This is a genomic window from Streptosporangium brasiliense (assembly GCF_030811595.1).
Lineage (GTDB): Bacteria > Actinomycetota > Actinomycetes > Streptosporangiales > Streptosporangiaceae > Streptosporangium > Streptosporangium brasiliense.
The window spans coordinates 6,108,153-6,129,204 of record NZ_JAUSRB010000002.1 but is presented as its reverse complement, the minus strand read 5'-3'; the positions used below and the strand labels follow the sequence as shown (position 1 = coordinate 6,129,204).

General features: G+C 73.0%; 23 protein-coding genes. 6 read left to right on the top strand and 17 right to left on the bottom strand.

Features of this window, described 5'->3' with window-relative positions; translation table 11 throughout:
* Positions 1 to 65: 65 nt before the first annotated feature.
* The 6 genes from menC to J2S55_RS36410 form a co-directional block, all read right to left on the bottom strand.
* On the bottom strand, positions 66 to 1,175 hold the full coding sequence (gene menC / locus J2S55_RS36435; RefSeq protein ID WP_306870431.1) for an o-succinylbenzoate synthase: 1,110 nt from the start codon (positions 1,173 to 1,175) through the stop codon (positions 66 to 68).
* Positions 1,172 to 2,047, bottom strand: a complete 876-nt coding sequence (locus J2S55_RS36430) for a GNAT family N-acetyltransferase (protein ID WP_306870429.1) — start codon at positions 2,045 to 2,047, stop codon at positions 1,172 to 1,174. The genes menC and J2S55_RS36430 overlap by 4 nt, the downstream gene beginning before the upstream one ends.
* Positions 2,040 to 3,236, bottom strand: a complete 1,197-nt coding sequence (locus J2S55_RS36425) for a M20 family metallopeptidase (RefSeq protein ID WP_306870427.1) — start codon at positions 3,234 to 3,236, stop codon at positions 2,040 to 2,042. The genes J2S55_RS36430 and J2S55_RS36425 overlap by 8 nt, the downstream gene beginning before the upstream one ends.
* A gap of 166 nt (positions 3,237 to 3,402) precedes the next feature.
* Entirely contained in the window at positions 3,403 to 3,558 is a 156-nt protein-coding gene (locus tag J2S55_RS36420) for a hypothetical protein (protein ID WP_306870424.1), read from the bottom strand.
* Positions 3,559 to 3,572: 14 nt separating this feature from the next.
* Positions 3,573 to 3,779: a helix-turn-helix domain-containing protein gene (locus tag J2S55_RS36415; RefSeq protein WP_306870422.1), complete on the bottom strand. Its 207-nt coding sequence runs from the start codon at positions 3,777 to 3,779 to the stop codon at positions 3,573 to 3,575.
* A 72-nt stretch (positions 3,780 to 3,851) separates the two neighbouring features.
* Entirely contained in the window at positions 3,852 to 5,525 is a 1,674-nt protein-coding gene (locus tag J2S55_RS36410; RefSeq protein WP_306870420.1) for a TlrC/CarA/OleB/SrmB family ABC-F type ribosomal protection protein, read from the bottom strand.
* A 367-nt stretch (positions 5,526 to 5,892) separates the two neighbouring features.
* On the opposite strand from J2S55_RS36410, the gene J2S55_RS36405 reads away from it, so the two are divergent.
* Entirely contained in the window at positions 5,893 to 6,612 is a 720-nt protein-coding gene (locus J2S55_RS36405) for a GNAT family N-acetyltransferase (protein WP_306870418.1), read from the top strand.
* Here J2S55_RS36405 and J2S55_RS36400 read toward each other — a convergent pair.
* The 3 genes from J2S55_RS36400 to J2S55_RS36390 form a co-directional block, all read right to left on the bottom strand.
* The gene (locus J2S55_RS36400; protein ID WP_306870415.1) at positions 6,590 to 6,745 is read right to left on the bottom strand and encodes a hypothetical protein; all 156 of its coding nucleotides are present in this window, start codon (positions 6,743 to 6,745) and stop codon (positions 6,590 to 6,592) included. The genes J2S55_RS36405 and J2S55_RS36400 overlap by 23 nt on opposite strands.
* 13 nt (positions 6,746 to 6,758) lie before the next feature.
* Positions 6,759 to 7,850 (bottom strand): DUF5685 family protein, encoded by a 1,092-nt coding sequence (locus J2S55_RS36395; protein WP_306870414.1) that lies wholly within the window; start codon positions 7,848 to 7,850, stop codon positions 6,759 to 6,761.
* 147 nt (positions 7,851 to 7,997) lie between these two features.
* On the bottom strand, positions 7,998 to 8,426 hold the full coding sequence (locus tag J2S55_RS36390) for a nitroreductase family deazaflavin-dependent oxidoreductase (RefSeq protein ID WP_306870412.1): 429 nt from the start codon (positions 8,424 to 8,426) through the stop codon (positions 7,998 to 8,000).
* Between the two features lie 127 nt (positions 8,427 to 8,553).
* Between J2S55_RS36390 and J2S55_RS36385 the strand changes: the two genes are divergently transcribed.
* Positions 8,554 to 9,408, top strand: coding sequence for an NAD(P)H-binding protein (locus tag J2S55_RS36385; protein WP_306870409.1), 855 nt, complete (start codon positions 8,554 to 8,556; stop codon positions 9,406 to 9,408).
* On the opposite strand, the gene J2S55_RS36380 is transcribed toward J2S55_RS36385, so the two are convergent.
* The gene (locus J2S55_RS36380; protein ID WP_306870408.1) at positions 9,350 to 10,276 is read right to left on the bottom strand and encodes a sugar nucleotide-binding protein; all 927 of its coding nucleotides are present in this window, start codon (positions 10,274 to 10,276) and stop codon (positions 9,350 to 9,352) included. The genes J2S55_RS36385 and J2S55_RS36380 overlap by 59 nt on opposite strands.
* 88 nt (positions 10,277 to 10,364) lie before the next feature.
* Positions 10,365 to 10,826 carry a hypothetical protein gene (locus J2S55_RS36375; RefSeq protein WP_306870407.1) on the bottom strand — a complete coding sequence of 154 codons (462 nt, stop codon included), beginning with the start codon at positions 10,824 to 10,826 and terminating at the stop codon, positions 10,365 to 10,367.
* Between J2S55_RS36375 and J2S55_RS36370 the strand changes: the two genes are divergently transcribed.
* On the top strand, positions 10,816 to 11,085 hold the full coding sequence (locus J2S55_RS36370; protein ID WP_306870405.1) for a hypothetical protein: 270 nt from the start codon (positions 10,816 to 10,818) through the stop codon (positions 11,083 to 11,085). The genes J2S55_RS36375 and J2S55_RS36370 overlap by 11 nt on opposite strands.
* Before the next feature lie 182 nt (positions 11,086 to 11,267).
* Here the strand turns inward: J2S55_RS36370 and J2S55_RS36365 are convergent, their stop codons facing one another.
* Genes J2S55_RS36365 through J2S55_RS36355 form a run of 3 tightly spaced genes read right to left on the bottom strand, consistent with a single transcriptional unit; the run spans position 11,268 to position 14,262 of the window.
* Positions 11,268 to 12,461 carry an alpha/beta hydrolase family protein gene (locus tag J2S55_RS36365; protein WP_306870404.1) on the bottom strand — a complete coding sequence of 398 codons (1,194 nt, stop codon included), beginning with the start codon at positions 12,459 to 12,461 and terminating at the stop codon, positions 11,268 to 11,270.
* Between the two features lie 35 nt (positions 12,462 to 12,496).
* The gene (locus J2S55_RS36360) at positions 12,497 to 13,294 is read right to left on the bottom strand and encodes an ABC transporter permease subunit (protein WP_306870401.1); all 798 of its coding nucleotides are present in this window, start codon (positions 13,292 to 13,294) and stop codon (positions 12,497 to 12,499) included.
* Positions 13,291 to 14,262 (bottom strand): ATP-binding cassette domain-containing protein, encoded by a 972-nt coding sequence (locus tag J2S55_RS36355; RefSeq protein ID WP_306870399.1) that lies wholly within the window; start codon positions 14,260 to 14,262, stop codon positions 13,291 to 13,293. Before J2S55_RS36355 ends, J2S55_RS36360 begins: the two co-directional genes overlap by 4 nt.
* A gap of 185 nt (positions 14,263 to 14,447) precedes the next feature.
* Between J2S55_RS36355 and J2S55_RS36350 the strand changes: the two genes are divergently transcribed.
* Entirely contained in the window at positions 14,448 to 15,653 is a 1,206-nt protein-coding gene (locus tag J2S55_RS36350; RefSeq protein ID WP_306870396.1) for a sensor histidine kinase, read from the top strand.
* On the top strand, positions 15,650 to 16,306 hold the full coding sequence (locus J2S55_RS36345; protein ID WP_306870394.1) for a response regulator: 657 nt from the start codon (positions 15,650 to 15,652) through the stop codon (positions 16,304 to 16,306). The genes J2S55_RS36350 and J2S55_RS36345 overlap by 4 nt, the downstream gene beginning before the upstream one ends.
* A 100-nt stretch (positions 16,307 to 16,406) precedes the next feature.
* On the opposite strand, the gene sigJ is transcribed toward J2S55_RS36345, so the two are convergent.
* A complete protein-coding gene (gene sigJ / locus J2S55_RS36340) occupies positions 16,407 to 17,330 on the bottom strand; it encodes an RNA polymerase sigma factor SigJ (protein WP_306870392.1) in 924 nt (307 codons plus the stop codon).
* Between the two features lie 169 nt (positions 17,331 to 17,499).
* Between sigJ and J2S55_RS36335 the strand changes: the two genes are divergently transcribed.
* Complete coding sequence (locus J2S55_RS36335; RefSeq protein WP_306870390.1) at positions 17,500 to 18,651, top strand: amidohydrolase family protein; 1,152 nt, start codon at positions 17,500 to 17,502, stop codon at positions 18,649 to 18,651.
* A 26-nt stretch (positions 18,652 to 18,677) separates the two neighbouring features.
* On the opposite strand, the gene J2S55_RS36330 is transcribed toward J2S55_RS36335, so the two are convergent.
* Both J2S55_RS36330 and J2S55_RS36325 read right to left on the bottom strand, forming a co-directional pair.
* Complete coding sequence (locus tag J2S55_RS36330) at positions 18,678 to 19,658, bottom strand: LysR substrate-binding domain-containing protein (protein WP_306870389.1); 981 nt, start codon at positions 19,656 to 19,658, stop codon at positions 18,678 to 18,680.
* A gap of 30 nt (positions 19,659 to 19,688) precedes the next feature.
* The gene (locus tag J2S55_RS36325; RefSeq protein ID WP_306870386.1) at positions 19,689 to 21,005 is read right to left on the bottom strand and encodes an MFS transporter; all 1,317 of its coding nucleotides are present in this window, start codon (positions 21,003 to 21,005) and stop codon (positions 19,689 to 19,691) included.
* Positions 21,006 to 21,052 lie beyond the last annotated feature (47 nt).

Genomic DNA, 21,052 nt, shown 5'->3' with positions numbered 1-21,052 from the left:
TGGGTCGTCGTTCGTTCCGCATGACGAAATGATGCCACTCCCGTACGTCGAACGGGACAACCCTATTAGGGGTTAATGGGCAACCATTTCTTCATGACCGTGACGGCGTCCAGGACCTCCGGGATCGGGGCGACGCCGAGCCCCGGCCCGGTCGGCACGGCAAGGTGCCCGTCCTCCAGGCGGAACGGCGGCGTGATGTCGGTTCGGTAGTAGCGGTCGGACGCCGACGTGTCGCCGGGCAAGGTGAACCCGGGCAGCGCGGCGAGCGCGACGTTGGCGGCACGCCCCAATCCCGTCTCGAGCATGCCACCGCACCAGACCGGGACATCGTGTGCCACGCAGACGTCGTGGATCCGCCTGGCTTCGAGGTAGCCGCCCACGCGCCCCGGCTTGATGTTGACGACCCGGCAGGCTCCGAGCGCGATCGCGTCGGCCGCGGCGCGAGCGGAGACGATCGATTCGTCGAGACAGATCGGTGTGGCGATCTGCGCGGCGAGCTCCGCGTGCCCGATGAGGTCATCCTCCGCCAGCGGCTGCTCCATCAGGAGGAGGTCGAACGGGTCGAGCCGGGCCAGGTGCCGGGCGTCGCCGCGCCGGTAGGCGGTGTTGGCGTCGACCTGCAGCAGGATGTCGCCGAACCGTTCACGCACGGCGCGGACCGGCTCGACGTCCCAGCCAGGCTCGATCTTCAGCTTGATCCGCCGGTAGCCCGCGTCCAGGTACCCGGCAACCGTGTCGAGCAGCGCGGGGATCGACTCCGCGATCCCCACGGACACCCCGCACGGCACCGTGTCGCGGACAGCGCCGAGGGCATAGCCGAGAGAGACGCCGCGCGCGCGGAGATCAGCGTCCAGAACCGCCATCTCCAGCGCGGCTCTGGCCGTACGGTGGCCCTTGAACCGGGCCAGCGCGGGGGCGACCTTGTGCGCGTCCAGATCCTGGACATCGGCCAACGCCGGGACCAGGAAACGGCTCAGCACGTCGGCGGCGGCGTGCGTGTACTCCGAGGAATACAGCGGCGCTGTCCCCGCTCCGCATTCGCCCCACCCCTCGGCCCCGTCGGTGACGACGCGCAGCACCAGTGCCTCTCGCACGGTCTCCGTGCCGAACGACGTCCGGAAGGGCGCCACGAGCGGCACCCGGACGGTGCGGATCTCGACCCCGGTGAGCTTCACTCTGCCTCCTGCCTGTCCACGATGTACCAGCCTGTACGGTCGAAGCCGCGCACCCGCGCGCCCTCCACGAGCAGCTCGCCGAGAACGTCCCGTACCGCCTTCCGCCACTCCGCGGCACAGGCCGGGTCGCTCTCCCGCAGGGCCTCGATGTCGTCGGGGACGCCGATGAGCACGGTGCGCGCGTCGGCACGACCGGCGACCGGCCCTCCCCCGGCGGAGACGCTCAACGCCACGGCCGCACCCGCTCCCGCTTCTGTCACCCTGGGCCGGCCTGCGCAGGCCGCCTCGGCATCGGGCGATTCCAGCCGCCACCGGACCAGGACCCGGTCGGTGTCGTCGCTGCGGTTGATGTCGTCGTCTATCGGACCGTAGAAGTTCGGCAGGTACTCGGCCGGATCGGCGGCCAGCTTGGCGATGTTGAAGTACGCGTTGCGCCGTATCAAAGGGTCGTACGTCCAGCAGATCTCGCTGACGCCGCGCAGCATCGCCCAGGCACGTTGGTGCAGCTTCAGCGCGAAACCGACATTGCGTCCCTGCATGCGCGCCAGCACCCCGGCGATGTGACTGTGCAGGGCCCCGCGCGCCGGCGGGGAGAAGAAGCCGAAGCAGGCGCCCACCAGTTCGCCCTCGTCGAAGGCGCCGCTCACGTAGCTGCCCGCCTTCGTCATCGCGCGCAGCAGGTCGGCGGTCACCGGAGGGCTGCTCTCGCCCGTGCGCCAGATGCGCTCGTACAGGCGACGGACGGCCTCGAGCTCGCTGACGCTGTCCAGGAGGCGGATGTCGACGCCCGCGGTGCGCGCGACCGCCTCGGCGGCGGCGCACGCCGCGTCGACGGACCGGGACTCGCGACGGTCGCGGATGAGATCAGTCACGCCGGTCATGGTTCCAGCCGGATCGGCCCCGCAGCTGGTCCGACAGCACGGGACGACGGGGCCCGGTTCGTTCGGATGGACAACCCACCTCCGCCAGCAGCTCGGCGACCAGCGCGGTGAGCAGCCGCGTCCGCCCCGTCAGCTCCGCCACGAGCACGTGCTCGTCATCGGCGTGCGCGCCACCGCCCACCGCCCCCAGCCCGTCGAGGGTGGGCGTGCCGACGCCCGCGGTGAAGTTCCCGTCGGAGGCGCCGCCGACGGCGACCGAGGTGAGCGGGCCGACCCCGAGATCGTCTGCCAGCCGGCGTGCCCGCTCGAACAGGTCCTTCGACGACGTGGCCGGGAGCGGCGGCCGATTCGGGCCGCCCCTGACCTCCACACCGGCGCCTGGCAGCTCCGGCCGCAGGCTCCGCATCGCCGTATGGACGCGGTGCTGTTCGGCGGCTGCCCATACCCGGACGTCGACGTCGAAGCGCGCCGACCCGGGAACGGTGTTCACCGTGGTGCCCGCCTCCAGCCGGGTCGGCGTGACAGTCGTGCCCAGCGCGGGATCGCCCAGCCCCGCCACGGCCATGACCTGGCGGGCCAGCTCGACCGACGCGTTCACGCCGCGCTCCGGCTCCAGGCCGGCGTGCGCGGCCCGTCCCCGCACCAGCACCTCGTAGCGCGACACGCCCTTGCGTTCGGTCTTCAGGGCCCCGCCGGGCCCGGCGGCCTCCAGCACCAGCGCGGCCGCACACCGGCGGGCCTCGTTCTCGATGAGCTCCCGCGACGAGGGCGAGCCCGGCTCCTCGTCACCGGTGACCAGCAGGGTCACGCCGTCCAGGTCGTCCAGTGCGGCCAATGCGTGGAACGCCATCACCAGGCCCGCCTTCATGTCGAAGCACCCCGGTCCGCGCAGCACTCCGTCGCGGACCTCGAACGGGTGCCGCTCCAGCGAGCCGATCGGCCAGACCGTGTCGTGGTGACCGATCAGCAGCACTCGCGGGTCGCGGCCGAAACGCCAACGGACATGGGTGCGGCCGTCGATGACGATGCGTTCCGCCTCGGCTCCCAGGCGCTCCGCGCCGGTCTCGGCGACCGTCTCGGCGCTACGGGCGACCGCGGCCAGGTCGTCGGAGGGGGACTCGCAGGACACGAGGCGTTCTATATCGGCGATCATCGCGGCTTCGGCGCGGGGTTCTGTCACGGTGGATACCTCCCGATGCATCGCTCAAGCATCGTGGGTCGCACCGCGAGCGGACCTGTCCTGTCCGACAACATTGACGCGTGAAGTTGGGTTGCGGCGATGAGGTCGAGCCTCGGTGCGACCGCTCCGTTCAGCGGACGGTGCGGTCAGCGCCGGGCGGGGCGGTTCACGACGTGGCGCCGTCGTGGGCGACGGTGACGGCGATCTTGCCGACCTGGCCGTTGGCCTCCATGTAGCGGTGGGCCTCGGCGATGTCCGCGGCCTCGTAGCCCAGCGTGGAGGGGAAGACCGGCTGGTAGAAGTAGGCGCCTTCGCGGTACATGATCTCGGCCCGGTTCAGGCCGCACCCGCCTCCGCGACGGAGGCGGCCATCACGGCCGGCAGCAGGCCGGGAAACCGCCCCTCCATCTCGTCCGTGCGCAGCGTGTTCATCTTCGTTGTCCCTACGTAATACTGGCGGATCACGCCCGCCTCGCGCAGCACGTTGAAGTGATGTGTCAGCGTCGACAGCTGTTCCGAGCCGACGTCGCGCTCCCGCTGCACCGACTCACCGGCCGCCGGGACGCCGGCGTCGCCCCGCGCCGGGTGACGCCGGCGCGGGTCCCGGCCGTGATCTCAGCTCGCCACCAGGGCGCCGGGGACGGCCCGCACGCCGGTCACCACGCCGGCCCGCAGCCCCAGCCGGGTGCCGGTGAACGTGGCCCGCATGCGCCGGTCGTGCGTGACGACGACCAGCGCGCCCTCGTAGTGGGCCAGGGCCTGCTCCAGGTCCTCCACCAGCGCCGGGGACAGATGGTTGGTCGGTTCGTCCAGCAGCAGCAGGTCGGTCCGGCCGCACACCAGCCGGGCCAGCTCGATCCTGCGCCGCTGGCCGACGGAGAGCGTCGCGACCGGCCTACCGAGGTCGGCCGCACCGAAGAGCCCCAGCTCCAGCAGCTCCTCGGCGTGCTCCTGCGGGCTCCCCGGGCGCCCGGCCGCGAAGGCCGCCAGCACCGTGCGCCCGCCGTACCCCGCGCTGTCCTCCTGGCGCAGGTGACCGACGCGGGCCGGCAGGCGGACCGAGCCGGCGCTCGGGGTGATCTCCCCGGCCAGGACCCGCATGAGCGTGCTCTTACCCGCCCCGTTGGGCCCGGTGACGAGCAGCCGCTCGCCCGGCTGGACGCGCAGCGACTCCACGTGCAGGCGGCCGTCCACGCGTACGCCGGACAGCTCCGCGAGCGGCCCGCCGGGGGCGGCCTCCCCCGTGGCGATGCGCGCGGTGAAGCGCAACGGGACCGGCGGCGGCGGGACCGGGTCGCCGGTGAGCTTCTGCAGCCGCTCTCGGGCGTTGCGGATCCTGCTCATCGCCCCGTGCGCCCGCGATCTCGCACGGAAGGCGCCGGCGCCGCTGAAGGCCGAGGGGGCCTTCCGCGGGATGGCGGCCAGCCGCCTGGTGTTGGAGGCGGCCAGCGCCGCGTGCCGGTCCACATCGGCGCGCCAGGCCTCGTGCTCGCGCGCCCAGCGTGCCCTGGCGGCCGCCTTGGCCGCCAGGAATCCGGCGTAGCCGTTCCCGTAGCGGTGGACGGCGCGCCGATCGTGATCGACCTCCAGGATGGCCGAGGTGACCCGGTCGAGGAAGACGCGGTCGTGGGTGATGGCGACCACGGTGCCCCGGTAGCCGCGCAGGTGCTCCTCCAGCCAGGCCACGGCCTCGTCGTCGAGGTCGTTGGTGGGTTCGTCCAGCAGCAGCAGCTCGGGCGCCCCGGCCAGGGTCGCGGCGAGCGCGAGCCGTGACCGCTGGCCGCCCGACAGCGTGCCGAGCGGGCGGTCCCGGTCCAGGCCGGGCTGGCCGAGCCCGTGCAGCGCGATCTCGACCCGCGTGTCGGCCTGGTAGCCGCCCCGCGCCTCGAAGCGCGCCACCAGCTCGGCGTAGGCGTCCAGTTCGGCCGGCGCGGCTCCGCCCAGCCCGCTCTCGGCCCGGTGGATCCGGGCCTCCAGGTCGCGCAGGTCGGCCAGCGCCAGATCGACGGCGTCGCCCACGGTGGCGTCCCCGGGCAGGCCGAGGGTCTGGGCGAGGTAGCCGATACCGCCGGGCGCGGTGACGGTGACGGCTCCGTTGTCGGGGCGCTCGCGTCCGGCGATGAGCCGGAGCAGCGTGGACTTGCCGGAACCGTTGTCGCCGATCACGCCGACCCGCTCACCGGGCTTGACGGTGAAGGAGACCCGGTCCAGGACGACGTGGTCGTCGTACCGTTTGGTCACCTCGGACAGGACGAGCTGGGTGTCGGGTGATGGATGGGCGGTGTGCATGGGCGTCCTCCTGACTGCCGGCATGGCCGTTCGACGTGGGCGGGCTGGGACGAGGGGTCCGGGACGGGCGGGACCGGCCTCGTGCGGCTGGGCAGTCGGTGTCAGGGCGACCTCTTCTCTCCAGGCTCCGGCGAGACGATCCGTCTCGCTCTGAATGGCAACTATGCACCGTCGCCGTCGACCTGTCAAGACGGATCGTCTCGTCTCGATGAAGTATGGCTTCCCCTTCGCAGGGACGCGGGGGCGCGGGGTGAACCCGCTGGCCTCCACCTCCACGAGGCGTGAAGTAAACCCGCTGGTCTCCACCTCCACGAGACGGGGGGTAAACCGCTGGCCCCGGCCTCCGCAATTGGGCGATCATGGGCGCATGTCGCCCAGCGCCCTGGACCGTGCGTGTGAGATGTGGGCGGGCCTGGCCCGCGTGCCCGTCACCTTTCCCCCGCGAGGGGGCGTGAGCGTGGTCGCCTCCGCGGAATCATGGCTGTGCCCGCCGCAGTGGGCGGGCATCGTCGTGCTGCGGGGTGCCGCGATCGCCACGGTGCCCGACGCCCGGCTGGCCGCCCCCCTGCGGGCCGCACTGCTCGATCAGGCGGGAGAGGTGAGGGTCGACCTCGACCGGCTCCGGGCGGGGCTGGCCGTCGCCGATGTCCTGGGCCCGGCGACGCTGGCCTATCTCGACGCCGGGGACTTCACGCCGGCGCACGAGGGCGCCCCCGTCGAGAGGCTGCCGGCGGGGCATCCCGGCGTCCGCGCCCTGCTGGCCGGGGTGGACGGCGCGGACGCCGACGAGAGCGGGATGGAGGAGATCTCCTCGGCGGCCTTCGTCGTCCGCGACGGCCAGGACGTGGTCGCCGCCGCCGGGTACCGGTCCTGGCCGGGCGCGGTGGCGCATCTGTCCGTCCTGACCGCCCGCCACCACCGGAGCCGTGGCCTCGCCCGGGCCGTCGCCTCGGCGGCGGTCGCGGACGCGCTGGACAACGGGATGGTGCCGCAGTGGAGAGCGCGTCCCGAACCGTCCCGGCGCGTCGCCCGGGCACTCGGCTTCCGGGAGCTGGGGTCGCAGGTCAGCGTCCGGATCGACCTCTGAAGCCCGGCACGTACGACAGCGCACGCCGGCCACGGGCGGCGGGGCCGGGGCCGGCGGGCACGGTCAGGTCCCCCAGGCCGCCGGCCTTGGCCGGGTTGTCGGCGGGGACGGCGATCTGGAGCCTGTCGCGCACGGGTGGCCGGGGCTCAGCAGTCGCAGCTGCACTCGCAGCAGTCACAACAGCCTGAACAGCCCTCGCAGCACGAGCCGCAGGCGTCGCAGCCGCCGCCGTCGCACCGCTCGCCACAGGACTTGTAACGGTCCTCGTCCCAGGGAGGCCGGTACAGGCCGCAGGTGCAGCAGGCCGCCGTGAAGCACATCAGCGACAGCAGGCCGCCCGGATCCGGCTTGAGCCGGGGGTCGCGCGGCGGCGCCTCCGGGGTCTCCTTCTCGGCCTCGGCGAAGACGCGGGTGACCGAGCGCCCGACCTCCTTGACCAGCAACGTCTTGACCAGCCTCCGCCGTTCCAGGTCGAGCTCGGCCACCGCCAGCTCCAGGCCGAGCAGCGCGTCCTCGCAGTGCCGCCGGGCGGTCTCCAGGTCGGCGCCGGAGGCGATCAGCGGGTTGTAGGCGCCGCCGGCGCGATCCCGCGCCAGGTCCTCCACCGCGTCGAGCAGGTGGGCCAGGCGGCCGAAGTAACGTCCCGCCTCCTCCAGCGACTCGCGGTTGTGCGGCTTGCCGGTGAGCAGGGCCGTGTGGCCGAAGGCGGCGGCGACCGCGGCCTCGGTGGGGCCGGTGAGCTCCAGCAGGCCCAGGCCCGGAGTGCTCTCCAGCCGGGACTGTTCCTCCACCGCCCGGGTCAGGGGCTCCGGAGCGAACCCGAGGGTCGCGGCCGTGCGCAGTCCCGCGGCCGACCAGCGGGTGGCGACCCGCTCGGCGGCGGAGGCCACCAGCTTGCGCGCGTAGACGCCGTCCCCGTCCGCGACGTGGTCCCTGACCTTGCCCGCGGCCAGGATCAGCGAGACCGACGCCGCCAGCCGCACTCCCTCGGCCTCCACGACGTCGGCGCCCTTGAACCCGCGCAGCGCGCAGGCCGCGGCCCGGCGCCGCGGCGAGGAGGCGACCGTCTGCGCCTCGGTGAGCACCGAGACGAGCAGGCCGTCATAGTTGGTCACCAGCCGGGAGCTGTGACCGTGTTCGTCGCGGAGCGCCAGGCAGAGCCCGCACAGGTGCGCCATCCACTCCTTGAAAAGCCCGCTGCACATCCCATGGCGACACGGACGGACAATCCCAAACATATAACCCCTCTGTTACGGATGGGGTATAGCGTGCCAGGCGCCGCTTGCGCTCCGCTTGTAAGCGGGCTAACCGTACGGAAACCGGCATGGTGGGGTCCGCCCCGGGGCTCGGCGGGCATCAGGCGCCGGCCGGCCCGCGCCGGGGTCTCAGACGCGGGTGAGGATCACCACGGGGATGTCCCGGCTGGTCTTTCGCTGGTAATCGGCGTATTCGCCGTGGATCCCGACCATCTGCTCCCACAGCGCGGGCTTCTCCTCGGCGGTCGCGGTCCGCGCGACCGCCGTGAACGTCTCGGCGCCGACCTGCACTCCCACCTGCGGCTCCGCCTCCAGATTGGCGTACCACAGCGGGTGGTCGGCGGCTCCGCCGTTGGAGGCGACGACCACGTAGGCATCGCCGTCCCGGCCGTAGATGAGCGGGGTGCGTCGCCGCAGCCCGGACTTGCGGCCCACGGTGGTCAGCAGCAGCGCCGGCCTGCCGTAGTAGAAGTGCCCCTTCGCGCCGTCCGACTCGACGTACTGCCGGATGTGCTTGGCGACCCAACCGGTCGGGGAATCGTGAACCTTGTCGTCCATGTCCCGCACGCTATCGGCCGTCCGCGACATCCCGCCACGTCCTCGGCGGGCGGGAAAACCATTTCCGCCGCTCCTCGTCGTACGGATAGTTTCGGCTGTCTCCTCCCCGGTGATCACTGGAGCTCCCATGATCGTTATCTCCGCCGCCTCCGGAATGCTCGGCCGCCTGGTCATCGACCGGCTGCTCACCCAGGTCCCCGCCGGTGAGGTCGTGGCCGTGGTGCGGACCCCCGCAGCCGCCGCCGACCTCGCGGCCCGCGGGATCCAGGTGCGGCACGGCGACTACGACGACCCGGCGGGCCTGCGCGAGGCGTTCGGCGGAGCCAGGCGGCTGCTGCTGATCTCCTCCCCCGAACTGGACCCCGCCCGCCGCCTCGCCCAGCACCTGGCCGCGGTCGACGCGGCCCGGGCCGCCGGCGTCGGCGCCCTGGCCTACACCAGTTTCCTGGGCGCCGGCACCGACGGTACGGGGGTCACCGAGGCCCACCACGCCACCGAGCGGGCCATCCTCGGCAGCGGCCTGCCGTACACGATGCTGCGCCACCCCTACTACAGCGAGGCGTTCCTCAACTCCGGCCTGCGGGCCGCCGTCGCCTCCGGCGAGCTGACCGACAGCACCGGCGGGCGCGCTCTCAACACCGCGTCACGGGCCGACCTCGCCGAGGCCGCCGCCAACGTGCTGACCGGCGAGGGGCATCTGGGCCGCGGCTACGACTTCACCGGCCCGCTGTGGACCTACCCACAGCTCGCCCAGGTCCTCGGCCAGGTTTCGGGCGTCCCGGTCGCCTACCGCGAGGTCCCCGACGGCGCGAGCGGCGCGCTGCGCTGGCTGAACGGTCAGGTGCGCGCCGGTGCGCTGGAGACCCAGACCGAAGATCTCCAGCGGGTTCTCGGCCACCCCGCCACGTCCCTGCGCCAGGCGGTCACCGCGGTGCTCGCCCCGTCCCGCTCCGGCACGGCCCCGGCCACTCCCGCGGGCTGACATCACGGCGCTCGTCTGCCGGTACGGCCGCGGCCGCCGGCGATTCTCCCGGCCGAAGAAATCGCCGGGCGCCGCGCAGGACGGTTCGGAGCCGTCGCCGGGTGGCCGCGCCGTCCAGGCGTACGTCCAGCGGGCCGGGGATGCCGGTGTCGGCCCGCCGGCCGCGGGGCAGCGCGGAGGGGTCGAGCCCGTCGCGTTCCGCGATGAGCAGGCCGAGGTCGTAGCGGCTGACGGCGTCGGCACCGGCCACGTGGTGCACCCCGGCGTGGCCGGAGCCGGCGAGCTCCAGCAGCGCCGCGGCGAGGTCGGCGACGTGCACGGGGCAGCGTATGTCGTCGGTGAACAGCACCCCTTGGCGGCGTCCGGTGACCAGCGCGTGCACCAGGCCCTCGTGGGACGAGCCGCCGTCGCCGACGATGAGCGAGGTCCGGGCGATCGCCGCGGCCGGGCAGATCGCCTTGATCGCCGTCTCCGCGGCGGCTTTCGCCGCGCCGTAGGGGCTGATCGGGTCGGGGGCGCAGGTCTCGTCGTAACGGATCCGGGCGCCGGAGAAGACCGCGTCGCTGGAGACGTGGACCAGGTGAGCGCCGGCGGCCGCGACGGCGAGGGCCACGTGCGCGGCGCCGTCGGCCGTGACCGTCCAGTCCGCCTGGCGGAACGCGGCGTTGATGACCGCCTCCGGCCGGCGGGCGCCGATCAGGGCGGCGACGTCCTGGCGGCGGCGGAGGTCGAGGGGCCGCCAGTCGGCGTCGGCGATCTCCCCCGGCCGGGTCAGATAGGTCGCGACGACCTCATGACCCGCCGCCAGGGCCTGGCGCACGAGCTCGCCGCCGAGGAACCCGCTGCCGCCGGTGATGAGAACCCTCATGGCCGACCACGGTAGTTCATCCGACCAGCGTCGGCGTGGAGCGCCCGAGCGGGGGCGGCGGCGTCCTCGGCCCGGCCCGTCACCGTCCTCAGGCCACCGAGTGGTTGATCGTTCCGGTGTAGGTGCCCGCCACCGCCTGGGCGGGGATGTTGATCACGATGGTCGGGTTCCAGGTGGCGGAGTTGTTACCGGACCCGGTCGTCTTGCTGAAGGCGGTGCGCGAGACGTCCAGCGACTGGGCGGCCGCCGCGTTCGCCTGCCCGGGGACGAAGGTCCCGGTGCCGGTCGTCGCGGTGGCCGGGCCGGACCAGTACAGCACCGCGGTGTTCGGGACGGTCTCGGCGGCCGTGCCGCCGCCGGTGGTGAAGCCGCCCGGGGCCGCGATCACCGACGCCGTCCACGTCGCGGTGAGCGCGGCGCGCTGGTCGGAGACCGTGACCGAGCCGAGCTGCCCGCTGATCTGGCCGCCCGGGTTGCCGCTGCCGAGGTTGACCGGGCCGTCGGGCACGCTGATGGTCAGCCCGTCCGGGGCGGTCACCGTGAACGTCACCGTGGTGGGACAGGCGGTGGAGGCGGCACACGTGCCGGCCCGAGCGGGCGGCGCCACCACCGCCATCATCGCGACCAAGCTGACGGCGCCCGCCAATGAGCTGCCGAGACGGCTTTTCGACACTGCCGGCTTCCCTTCGTCACACCCCGCCCGCTCCGGGCCGTCCTGGGTGATCGACATCCTGCTCCGTCACCGGCCGGCGGGAGCCATCCGCGTGCTCGTCTGTCAACTTTTGGTGATCTTGAGAGGCTTCCGATGATCAAGCAGGAGAAAGCGGCTCCTCGCGGGTGCCGGATCCGCTTCCGGGAGCGCGACCGTGATCGATCCATCGCCGCGCGTACGGCCCCGCCCTCGGCGCGGACTAGGCACCGGGGCGGGGAGCGGGGCCTGGCCGGCCTCGGAGCGGAGATCCCCGGTCGGTCCCCGAGGCCGGCCGCGGGGTCAGGGGTTGTGGAAGGCGACCTCGGGGTCGGCCGGTGACGGACCGTTGAGCAGCGGCTGCTCCCTGCCCTTCAGGTGCAGGTCGAAGAAGGCGGCGACATAGGTGCGGGTGATCTCCAGCGAGCGCTGTGGCGACAGATCGTCCGGGCCCGACCTGCCGACCGCTTTCTGCAGGATGGTCAGGTCGGTGAAGCTGATGTGGTCGGTCCGGGTCACGGTGAGCCATCGCTTCCAGCCACGCATCTTCGCCCAGCCCTCGTCCCAGGTGTGGTCCTTGCCGGGGACGTGGTCGGCCTGGCTGCCCAGCAGCAGGAAGGGGCGGTGGAGTGCGGGGGCGGGATGGAAGGTCCCGTCCAGGTTCACCCCGGCCCGCACGCGCCTGTCGGCCGCCATGGTGGCGGCAGCGGCGTCACCGCCGAGAGAGTGACCTGCCATGCCGATCCGCTTGGAAGCGATCATGCGGGCCTTCCGCCAGGCGGGGTGCCGGCCGGTCAGCTCGTCGATGACGAAGCTGATGTCCTTGCTCCGGTTCTTGGTGATGGTCGCCTGCCCGCCTTCGGGAGGCTTGGGCCGGTCGCACAGCGGAGCGCAGGTGATGGTCCGGCCGTCGGGGAAGGTCGTGCCGGAGGATTCGTAGGCATGGTCGACCAGCGCGACGACGTAGCCGCGGCTGGCCAGGTCCTCGGCCAGGAAGGTGAGGCTGGCGCGCGGGAGGCCGAGGCCGGGAGAGAGCACCGCCAGCGGATAGCGGCCGGGCTTGGCGGAGGCACCGGTGTGGGCGTGGGTGCGGGTGGCGCTGACGGTCTCGGCGGGGAGCCGGATGCCCGGGGCCTTGCGTCGCAGCAGCGAGGCGGCCTCCGCGGTGGTCGTGTAGGGGGCTGGGCCGCCGCCGGCCGAGCGGGCGGGGTAGTACATCGAGACCATGAGCCGGCGGGGGCCCGATTCCGGTACCCACGGGTCCCTGCGGCTGTCGTCGACCAGGTGGAGGATGTCGCGGCCGACCGGATCCGGTCCGGTCGGGCGGGGGAGCTCCAGCCGGACGGCGGCGGCCGTGGCGGTGGGAGCGGGGGTGGGAGCGGGGGTGGGCTGTCCGGACGCCGAGGCGCCCGTCGTGGCGCAGGCCACGACGGGCAGGGTGAGGCAGGCCGCCAGGGCGGCAGCCAGCAGGCGGGCCCGAGTGGTCTGTGTCGTCATGGGATTTCTCCTCGTCGGGGTGGTCATCGGGGCGGTCATACGTCGCGGCGACGTATGACGATCAGGGTCAAGAGAGCGGCGGCCAGTGGCCAGAGCGTGAAGGTGGCCCACGAGCCGGCCACCGTGGGCAGGGCCGGGTCGTCCCGGACCTGGGGCAGGCCCAGGCAGGTGCGCCAGACGTATAAGGGGACCAGGGCGTACAGGTCGTTGGCCCATTGGTGGACGGTGGGCCGCAGGAAGGTCGGCACGATGACCAGCACGGCGCAGACCGTGACGACGGCGGCGGCGGTGTGCCGTACCAGCGCGCCGATCCCCATGCCGACCAGCGCGGACACCGGTGCGAGCAGCGCGTTGGCGGCCAGGACGCGCAGCACGCCGGGGTCGCCGAGCGAGACGGCGACCCCGCGGCCGGACAGGATGGCCTGGCTGACACCGAACGTGCCCGCCGAGATGAGCGCGCCGGTCACGAGCGTGACGGCGGCCACGACGGAAAGCTTGGCGGCCACGACGCGGTGGCGGGCCGGGACGGCGGTGAGGGTGGTGCGGATCAGACCGGTGGCGTACTCGCCGACGATCGTCAGGGCGCCCAGGCTGCCGGCGCCGATCACGAGCAGGGAAGCGGAGAGGCCGCTGAACGTCTCGTCGAGGGGGTTGAACCGGGCCCTCTCCATCGCCGTGAAGTCCGGCCAGCCGCGGTAGGTATCGAGGCTGCTCTGGGCGGCGAACCCGACGATGGCCAGCGTGCCCAGGCCGATCAGCCAGAAGGTCGAGCGCAGGGAGAAGAGTTTGATCCACTCGGCGGCCAGCAGGTCGCGGAAGCGGGGGGCGGTCATCGCCGGTCACCGGCCCGGGAGTCGGCCCGGTAGTCCGCGCGGGAATCGGCCCAGGAGTCCGCGCGGGAGTCGGCCCGGTAGTCCGCGCGGTCGGCGGTCAGCTCCATGAACGCCTGCTCCAGCGAGGCGGTGCGCGGGGCGAGCTCGTACAGCATGATCCGGTGCTGATGGGCCAGCTCGCCGATGCGGGCGGCGCTCAGCCCGGTCACGGTCAGGGCCCGGCCGTCCGCCGGCCGCACGGCCGCGCCCTCCGGGGTGAGGACGGCGGTCAGCCCGTCGGGGTCGGGCGTGCGTACGGTGACGGAGGCGCCGGCGCCGCGGGCGGCGAACGCGGCCAGGGCCTGCGCGGCGATCAGCTCGCCGCGGCCGATGACGACGAGGTGGTCGGCGGTGTTCTCCATCTCGCTCATCAGGTGGCTGGAGACCAGCACGGTGCGGCCCTCGGCGGCCAGACGGCGGAACAGGCCGCGTACCCAGCGCACGCCTTCGGGGTCCAGGCCGTTGACCGGCTCGTCGAACAGCAGCACGGGCGGGTCACCCAGCAGGGCGGCGGCGATGCCGAGCCGCTGGCGCATGCCGAGGGAGAACCCGGCGATCCGGCGGCGCGCCACCCCGGCCAGCCCCACCTCCTCCAGCACTTCGGCCACTCTGCGGCGGGGCAGGCCGTTGCCGCGGGCCAGCGCGTGAAGGTGGGCGGCGGCGGTGCGGCCGCCGTGGACATCGCCGGCGTCCAGCAGCGCGCCGGCGTGACGCAGTCCGGCCTTGTGGCGGTCGAACGGGTGGCCGTCAATGGTGGCGCTTCCGCTGGTGGGCCGGTTCAGGCCGAGGATCATGCGCATGGTGGTGCTCTTACCGGCGCCGTTGGGGCCGAGGAACCCGGTGACGCGCCCCGGCCGTACGGTGAACGTCAGGCCGTTCACCGCCGTCACCGCGCCGTAGCGCTTGGTCAGTTCGTTGACTTCGATCACGATCGCCAACGCTGTCGCAGATCACCGGCGCGCCGGATCCGGCCGCGGGCCGGTTTCCGCGGCGCGGGGGTGGCCCGCGGGCATACGCCCGCCGGCCGATGCCCGGCCGGAGGCGGATGACTACGATCAACCGAGTGCGCGACAAAACGCCCAGACCGCCCCTTTGGTCACGGTTGCCCCATGGCATGCGGACCCTGCTCACCTGGTGCGGCCTGGCGGCCCTGGTGCCGCTGCTGTACGCCATGACGCTGATCGACGGCGAGAGCCTGCTCCCCGTGGGGACCGTCCACGCCGCTTGCGCCGTCGCCATGGCCGTCCCCCTGGCCTGGGCGCGGCGATGGCCCGGCGTGGTACTCGCGGTGTCGCTGACGGAAATCGTCGTGGCGGCGGCGCTGGGGCAGCCGGCGCAGCGGATCTGGCCGCTCTTCCTGGCGGCCGACGTCCTGGTCGGTCTGCTCACCGCGCTCCGGCCGCGCCGCGCGGGCCTGGCCGCGGCCGCCGTCACGCTGGTCGTCCAGGAGACGATCTGGCAGGTGGACCTGCTACGCCACGGCCTGCGCGGCTGGGCGTCCGGCTTCCTGGCGCTGTCGGTCCTGCTCGGGCTGGGTGTCCTGGTCGCCTGCATGGCCGGGCTGGTCGTCCGGCAGCGGCGCGCGTACGACCGGGCGCTGCGCGCGCACGCCGAGGCCCGGGTGATCACGGACGAGCGGCTGCGCATCGCCCGCGAGCTGCACGACACGGTCGCGCACAGCATCGGCATCATCGCCATCCAGGCCGGCGCGGGCGCCCGCGTGATCGACCACCGGCCGGAGCAGGCGCGCCAGGCGCTGGACGCGATCGAGGCCACCAGCAGGCAGACGCTGAGGGGACTGCGGCACATGCTCGGCGTGCTCCGCGAGACCGGAGACGAGCGGCTTGGAGCGCCACCCGAGCCGGCCCCCGCCGCGGGGCTGGCCGACGTCGACCGGCTGGCCGAGACGACCACGGCCGCCGGCGTCCGCGTGGACGTGCGCAGGCACGGGCGGCCACGCCCGCTGCCCGCCGCCGTCGACCGCTCCGCCTTCCGCATCGTCCAGGAGTCGGTGACCAACGTGCTGCGCCATGCGGGAACAGGCCGCTGCCAGGTCGTGATCGGCTACGGGGACGAGGACCTGCGCATCGAGGTCGTCGACGACGGACGCGGCGCCGTCACTCCCGCCTCCGCGCTTGAGGGGAGCGGGCACGGCATCGCCGGCATGCGAGAGCGGGTAGCCCTGCTGGGCGGCGACTTCGGCGCGGGCCCCCGGCCCGAGGGCGGCTTCCGCGTCACCGCTCGCCTGCCGCTGGCGACCTCGACCGGACATGCGACCGCCCGGGTACGGGCGGAGGCGGACCGGGTGAGGACCCGGTGACGATCCGCGTCGTACTCGCCGACGACCAGCCGCTGATCCGCGCCGGCCTGCGCATGGTCATCGACACCGCCCCCGATGTCGAAGTCGTCGCGGAGGCCGGGACTGGAGCCCAGGCCGTCCAGCTCACCAGGCGGCTCTGCCCCGACGTGGTGGTGATGGACATCCGCATGCCCGGCATGGACGGCATCGAGGCCACCCAGACCATCATCGCCGAGTCCCCCGCCACCCGCGTGATCATGCTGACCACGTTCGACGACGACGACAACGTCCACGCCTCGCTGCGTGCCGGGGCGAGCGGGTTCCTCGTCAAGGACATGGCGCTGGAGGACATCCTGTCCGCCGTCCACGTCGTCGCCGCCGGCGACGCCCTGATCGCGCCCGGCGTCACCCGCCGCCTCATCGAGGACTTCGCCCGCCGCCCCGCCCCCGCCCCTCGGCCGCGCGAGCTCGCGAGCGTCACCAGGCGGGAGCGTGAGGTGCTGACCCTGGTCGGGCGCGGCCTGTCCAACGCCGAGATCGCGGCCCGACTGCACATCAGCCCGGGCACCGCCAAGGCGCACGTGGCCAGCCTGCTCACAAAGCTCGATGCCCGCGACCGGATCCAGCTGGTCATCATGGCCTACGACGCGGGCCTGGTGTCCCCGTCCCGCTGACGGGGATCCGGAGCGGAGATCGAACACGCGCGGCCGCGCTCGGCTCAGGGGCGGGGAAGCGGCCGTGCCGTGTCAGCCAGAGGACCGTAAGGCGCTGTGTTCAGCGGATCCCGGTGAGTTTGTCGGGATTTGTGACCGAGTAGATGCCGGCGATCCGGTCGCCGTCGGGCGTGAGATCCACGACGACCACGGCGAGCGGGCTGTCGCCGGAGAAGACGAGCGCGCACGGGTCGCCGGCCATCCGCCGGTAGCGGATGTCCAGCCCGTCCGCGGGCAGCGCCGTGGCGACCGACACGAACAGCGCGGCCACCTGGTCACGGCCGTGCACGGGCCGCAGGCTGGTGGCGGGTCCCTTGCCGCCGCCGTCGGTCCACAGTGTCACCTCCGGTGCCAGCACCTCCAGCAGTGCCTTCAGGTCACCGCCGAGGGCGGCCGCGGCGAACCGCTCGGTGACCTGGGCGTGGATGTCCGGCTCGGTCCGGTGACGGGGGCGGCGCGCGTGGACGTGGCGGCGCGCGCGGGCCGCGAGCTGGCGGACCGCCGCCGGCGTACGGCCGAGGATGCCCGCGATCTCCGGATGGCCGAAACCGAACACCTCGTGCAGCACGAACACCGCCCGCTCCAGCGGTGACAGGGTTTCCAGCACCACCAGCACCGCCATCGACAACGATTCGGCGCGCTCGACGGTGCCGGCGACGTCGTCCTCGGCGGTGACCAGCGGCTCCGGCAGCCAGGGTCCGACGTAGGTCTCCTGCCTGCGGCTCATGTCCGCGCGGCGGGCGAGCGCCTGGTTCACCGCGATCCGCACCAGATAGGCCCGGGCGTTCTCGATCGGTCCGGCGTCCGGCCTGCGGTGCCGGGTGGACCAGGCCAACCACACCTCCTGCAGCGCGTCCTCGGTGTCGGCGACGCTGCCGAGCATGTTGTAGACCACCGAGAACAGCAGCTCGCGATAGCCGAGGAACTGCTCGGTGACGGCCCGCTCGATGGCGGCGTCGGTCGCGTGCGGTGGGATCGATGTCACGGCGTACCTCCTCATCTGTCGCGGCCGAAGAGACCCGTCACGTCGGGAGTGTGACACGAACGGCTGAGATGTGATCCATGCCACGACCTTCAGGGCGATGTCACAGCCGGCCGCCGGCGTCCCTCTGTGGTGGCGTCCGAGAATTCACGACCCATAAAGGAGATCTTCGATGCGCACACTGATCCGCGACGTCAGAGTGTTCGACGGCGAGCGGACCATCGCGACGGCCGACGTGGTGATCGAGGACGGTCTGATCGCCGTGGTCGGCACCGGTGCGGGCCGGCCGGCCGACGTCGAGGTCGAGGTCGACGGGACGGGCAGGACGCTCCTGCCCGGGCTGATCGACGCGCACACGCACGTGTTCGACGGCAGCCTGGCCCAGGCACTGCGGTACGGGGTCACCACCGAACTCGACATGTTCTGCCTCCCGCAGATCCTCACGGAGCAGCGGCGGCTGGCCGCCGAGAACGACGACGTGGCCGATCTCCGCAGCGCGGGCACCCTGGCCACCGCACCCGGCGGACACCCGACCCAACTGCTGGCGGCCCTGGCGGGCACCCTCCTCGACGGCCTCGACGCGGCGACGATCGACTCCGTCTCCGGCCCCGCGCAGGCTCCGGCCTTCGTCCAGGCCCGGTTGGCCGAGGGAGCCGACTATCTCAAGATCGTCATTGACGACGGCGCGGTGCACGGCGCCGACCTTCCGGTCATGACGCCGGAGACCGCCGCCGCCCTCGCCGCGGCGGCACACGACGCCGGGCTGAGGGTCATCGCCCATGCGATCACCGCGTCCGAGGTGGAGATCGCGCTCGACGCTGGCGTCGACGGCCTGGCCCACGTGTGGACCGACCTCGCGCCGGACGACCCGGCCTCGCAGCGGCTGGCCGAGCGGGTCCGCGCCCAGGGCGTCTCCGTCGTGACCACGCTCGCCTACTTCGAGGCGATCACCGCTCAACACCTGGAGACCGCCGACTGCGCCCGCCCCGGCAGCTCCGTCAACGCCGCCGGCGCGCTGCGGGCCCTGCGCCGAGCCGGCGTGCCCCTGCTCGCCGGGACCGACGCCACCCCGTTCGTGCCCGCCCACGGCACCGGCATGCACCGCGAGCTGCAACTGCTCACCGAGGCCGGGCTCAGCGCCGAAGAGGCGCTCGCCGCCGCGACCAGCGTCCCGGCACACCACTTCGGCCTGACCGACCGCGGCCGGATCGCCCCCGGTCTCCGCGCGGACCTGGTGCTGGTCGAAGGCGACCCCACCCGGGACATCACCGCCACCGGCTCCATCACCGACGTCTGGCGCCGTGGAGTGCGCCAGGCCCGCTAGTCCCTTCCGACTCCTCTGGCGGCGGGTCAGCCGTCCCGGCCGGGGTCGGCGGGTAGTGCCTGCCGGAGTCTTCCCGCCTGTTCCTGCCGGAGTCTTTCCGCCTGTTGCTGCAGGTGAGAGAGCATGGCTCGGCCCGCGGGCGGGAGCGCGCGGGCCTCGGGCAGCGTCACGCCGACCGAGCGCCGCACGGACGCGAGCGGCACCGGCAGCTCCACCAGCCGGCTGTCGGTGCTGACGAACAGCGCCGGAAGTGCGGCGATCATGTCGGTTTCGAGGAGCAGAGAGCGGATCGTCAGGATGGATGTGCATTCGACCCGGTTGCCGGGCAGTGCCAGCCCCTGGCGGTGGAACACCTGCTCCAGCTCCTGCCTCAGCGAGGTCTGCTCAAGCGGGAGGATCCACGGGTAGCCGAGCAGCTCCGGCAGCGTACGGGCCTGCTCGGCGGGGTGGCCGGCGCGGGCCACCAGCAGGACGGGCTCGTTGTAGAGGGGGATCTGGCGCAGGCCCGGCCGGTCCTCGATCGGGTTGAGCCGGCCCAGGATCAGGTCGGTCTCCCCGTCGACCAGGCGGGGGACGAGCGAGTCGAAGGTGCCCTCTCGGACGATCACGGTGACGCCCGGGCGTTCGGCCTTCAGTGAGGCGATGGAGCGGGGCAGCAGCACGTTGGTGGCGGTCAGCAGGGTGCCGACGGTGACGGTGCCGGCCTCGCCGTCGGCGAGGCCGGCGATCCGGTCGCCGGCCCTGCGCAGCTCCGCCTGCACGGCTCGCGCGTGGTCGATGAAGGCCTCGCCGAAGACGGTGGGGGTGACGCCGCGGGGCCCGCGCGAGAACAGCTCCACCCCGAGGATCCGCTCCACCTCCCGCAGCCCCCGCGTCACGGCCGGCTGCGCCAGGTGGAGACGCTCGGCGGCGCGCAGGATGCTGCCCTGCTCGGCGATGGCCGTCACGAGCACCAGGTGCTTGAGCTTGAGCCGGCCGCTCAGCAGGTCCAGGGGGCGAGATATCACTGAAGCAGTATATGAACGGAGGTTTCCTGCTTATTTCGTTATATCGGCCGGCACCGCGGGAAGGTCGCCCAGGCGCTCGGCGTCGTTGCGCGGGATCACCAGGGCCGCGACCAGGCTGATGACGGCTACGGCGGCCAGGTATCCGGTGATGGACAGCGAGCTCCCGGTCGCGGCGTAAAGTGACGCCGCGACCAGCGGCGTGATGCCGCCACCCAGCATCGCGGCCAGCTGGTAGGCGGCGGAGGTGCCGGAGTACCGGATGGCCACCGGGAAGAAGCTCGCCGTGAGTGTGCCCTGAGGGGCGTGGGTCATCGACAGCACGGCGCCCATCGCCACCATGAATACGGCGACGAGGACCGGGTTCCCCGTGTCGATGGCCGGGAAGATCGCCATGGCTCCCACCAGCAGGATCACCGAACCCCACACGAAGACCGCCCGCAGGCCCAGCCGGTCGCCGAGGTGCCCCCACAGCGGCGCGGTGGCCAGCCACGTGGCGGCGCCGCCGATCACGCAGGTCAGCAGGAAGGTGCGCGACAGGCCCGCCGCCGCCACGCCGTAGCTGAGGACGTAGACCATGAAGATGTAGGCGAGCGCGCTGTTGGCGATGATCACCGCGATCGTGTGCAGGACCTGGCGCCAGTGGTCGCGCAGCACCACCGCGATCGGCAGCTTCACCGGCCGGCGGCGCTCGACGAGGTTCTCGTAGTCGGGGCTCTCCTCGATGCGCAGCCGCAGGTACAGCCCGACCACCACCAGCACGACGCTGAGCAGGAACGGCACCCGCCAGCCCCAGGACATGAAGCTCTCCTCGCTGAGCAGCGAGGAGGTGCCGAGGAAGACGAGGTTGGCGCAGAGCATGCCCGCCGGCGTGCCCATCATGGGGAAGGCACCGAAGAGGGCGCGGCGGCCCTTCGGCGCGTGCTCCATGGTCAGCACCACGGCCCCGCCCAACTCGCCGCCGAGGCCGATGCCCTGGGCGATGCGCATCACGATGAGCAGGACGGCGGCCCACACGCCGATGCTCGAATAGCTGGGGAGCAGGCCGATCAGCGTGGTCCCGATCCCCATGATCAGCAGAGAGACCACGAGGGTGTTCCGGCGCCCGATCCGGTCACCGAAATGGCCGAAGACGATGCCGCCGAGCGGGCGGGCGAGGAAGCCCACGGCCATGGTGCCGAACGCCGCGATGGAGCCCGCCACCGGATCCATCGCCGGGAAGAACTGCTTGTTGAACACGAGCGCGGCGGCCGTGCCGTACAGGAAGAAGTCGTACCACTCAATGGTCGTGCCGATGAAGGCCGCCCATGAGACGCGGCGCGCGGCCCGGCTGTTGTCTGTGCCCATCATCCGTACCTTCCGATCGGGGGGTACGGACGAGGATGCACGCTGGCGGT